The sequence below is a fragment of the Janthinobacterium sp. GW460-12-1-14-LB5 genome, assembly GCF_059423585.1.
The window spans coordinates 1-2269 of sequence record NZ_JBWKYD010000062.1; the positions used below are offsets into that span (position 1 = coordinate 1).

Annotated in this window: 3 protein-coding genes; all 3 read right to left on the reverse strand. The window is 48.6% G+C overall.

The annotated features are described in order from the left end of the window. Positions 1-257: 257 nt before the first annotated feature. The 3 genes from AC07X6_RS28490 to AC07X6_RS28500 are packed head-to-tail and all read right to left on the reverse strand — an operon-like array spanning position 258 to position 2042. Positions 258-1040: a DUF3304 domain-containing protein gene (locus tag AC07X6_RS28490; RefSeq protein WP_494793213.1), complete on the reverse strand. Its 783-nt coding sequence runs from the start codon at positions 1038-1040 to the stop codon at positions 258-260. Continuing rightward, the gene (locus AC07X6_RS28495; RefSeq protein ID WP_494793214.1) at positions 1037-1660 is read right to left on the reverse strand and encodes a DUF3304 domain-containing protein; all 624 of its coding nucleotides are present in this window, start codon (positions 1658-1660) and stop codon (positions 1037-1039) included. The genes AC07X6_RS28490 and AC07X6_RS28495 overlap by 4 nt, the downstream gene beginning before the upstream one ends. A 10-nt stretch (positions 1661-1670) precedes the next feature. Beyond that, on the reverse strand, positions 1671-2042 hold the full coding sequence (locus tag AC07X6_RS28500) for a hypothetical protein (protein WP_494793215.1): 372 nt from the start codon (positions 2040-2042) through the stop codon (positions 1671-1673). Positions 2043-2269: the final 227 nt, after the last annotated feature.

Genomic DNA, 2269 nt, shown 5'->3' on the forward strand with positions numbered 1-2269 from the left:
CGATGCGGAATAAATATACTTCCCCGTATGGTTGACAATACCCACCTGCGCCGTCGCGGTAGTCCTTGGACCGGCTTGCTCAACCTGCCTGGCCTTGAGGGCGCAGCCGCTCAGCAGCAAGACAGTGCCAAGATAAATAATCCATTTCATAATTTCCCTTTTATAAATTAATAGCCAATTTAATTGATCAAGCGTCGACGGCTGAAGAAAAAATCAACAGGCAAAGGCGCGAAAAGGGATTTTTCCCGATGATCATATCAAGGGATATTGGCAGATTTTCCGGAATGAAGAATAGGATGATTTTTACTATCGCCGTCCACATTTGACACAACCACTCTCACCTCGCCGTTGGGGAAAAAGTGCATATAGATATCTCCGGGCCTATCATATTTTTCCACTTCCACCATTTTCTCTTTGATAATATGCGTATGTTCTTCTGGCATGTCCCACCGCACCCGGACCATCATTCCCGGATACCATACCCGCGGGATGGATGCGCAGCAAACTTCGGCTCCTCCCGCTCCCCATCTGGCCATATTGGCGCCTCCCGCCCCATCTACCGATGCGGAATAAATATACTTCCCCGTATGGTTCACGATGCCTACCTGCGCCGTCGCGGTAGGCCTTGGACCGGCTTCCTCAACCTTCCTGGCCTGGAGGGCGCAAGCGCTCAGCAGCAAGGCCGTGCCAAGATACATAATCCGTTTCACAATTTCATTTTCTATAAAAGCAAGCAGTTGAAGGTGCAAGCGCATGCAGCCGATCACGCAATCTTTAGCGTCCGGAAATGCACGATCCAAACGCGCCACATTACTGGACGAGTAAAACGGCATATCCAGCCTCATATCATTGTTGCGCCGTCGAAGAAGAAACCAAAAAATATTGACACCACATGGGGGCGGGAAACCTGGAAGTGGACATTCACGCTTCTTTACAAAATCGCTAATAGTTGGCCTTTCCTTTTTCGCGTCAAAAAAAGCAATGAAATCAGAAGGATCATTTTTTATAGCCGGATAAATATCAACTAAAAAAGCAGTCATTTATCATTTCCCTCAAGAAAAATAATGAGCTTTTTACTATATTCAATTGCCCCCTTCAATCTCATCAACTCTGCAGGAGTTAGGTCGCTCACATCGCCATCTAATGCATTCTCCATAGAATGTAGAGCTGCCTTCTCTCTTTTTATTTTTTCCTTGCGGCGCTCGTCCCGATACTCCTTCGTCGGCACCGGATACCCCTTGATTTTCCCCGGCCACTCCGGTCGGCTCGGTCCGTAATGTGACACCATGGCCCCCACGCTGCCATCTTCATAGACGATCAGCCAGATATCGCCCGCCTTCCCATCCGGATACGGGGGAACACTGACCGTCTCGCGATGAAAGGTCGGGTCCGGGGACAGCTGATAGACCACCACCACCTTCAAATCCGCATGCCACTTTTCCGGCACGCTGAAACAGCATATCGATCCGCCCTGCCCGTATGGACGGATCGAATCGCCACCGCCGCCGCTGTTCGTATTGCCCGGATTTTCAACCGCGATGTAATCGACTTCGCGCGAAGAATAATTCAGCCCCTGAATGCTCGCGGCCATGGCGACGCCGGGTAAACATGCGGCCAGCAAGAGGCCTCGCCATAGTTTGTGCTTAATTAAGGTATTCATGATTTCATCCCTATGCATCAATGCCAAGACTCAGAGCGCGTGCCTTGGCGCCATCGCTAACGGTCAGTTGCGCATCCAGTTTGCATTGCCAAACGTCACTGCTATGCTTATCTTTACCGCCGGGAAATGCACGATACAAACGCGCCACATTGCTGTGCGAGTGAAACGGCACATCCCGCTTCATATTATTGTTGGTGCCGTCGAAGAAGAAACCGAAAAACAGATTCGCATCGCATGAGGAAGGAAAGCCTAGGTCAGGGCATTCACGAGCTTTGGCAGATTTAACAATTTCTTTCATCTCACCAATTCCGTCAAAAAAACGGTCATGATCAGACGGGTCAATTTTTTCAATGGAATAAATTTTTGACAAGAAAGCAGTCATGGATTTCCTTCCAGACTTTGGATGAGCTTTCTTTGGAATTCAATTATTTCTTGAGTCTCCTTTATGTCATCAACTGACATAACATTGACGTCACGCAACAATGTCCTTTCCAGCGTAAGTAATGTCGCTTTTTCCCTCTTCAATTTCTGCCTAAGAGGGTGTAGACAAAATCAACAACGAAGTTGTGGCATGCTATCTCGATGTGGGAGGAGCATGCCATGGCAGCA

What these genes read in the sequence shown, in the direction of transcription:
- AC07X6_RS28490 (WP_494793213.1), bottom strand. Translation starts at nt 1,040, where the DNA reads ATGACTGCTTTTTTAGTTGATATTTATCCGGCTATAAAAAATGATCCT.
- AC07X6_RS28495 (WP_494793214.1), bottom strand. Translation starts at nt 1,660, where the DNA reads ATGAATACCTTAATTAAGCACAAACTATGGCGAGGCCTCTTGCTGGCC.
- AC07X6_RS28500 (WP_494793215.1), bottom strand. Translation starts at nt 2,042, where the DNA reads ATGACTGCTTTCTTGTCAAAAATTTATTCCATTGAAAAAATTGACCCG.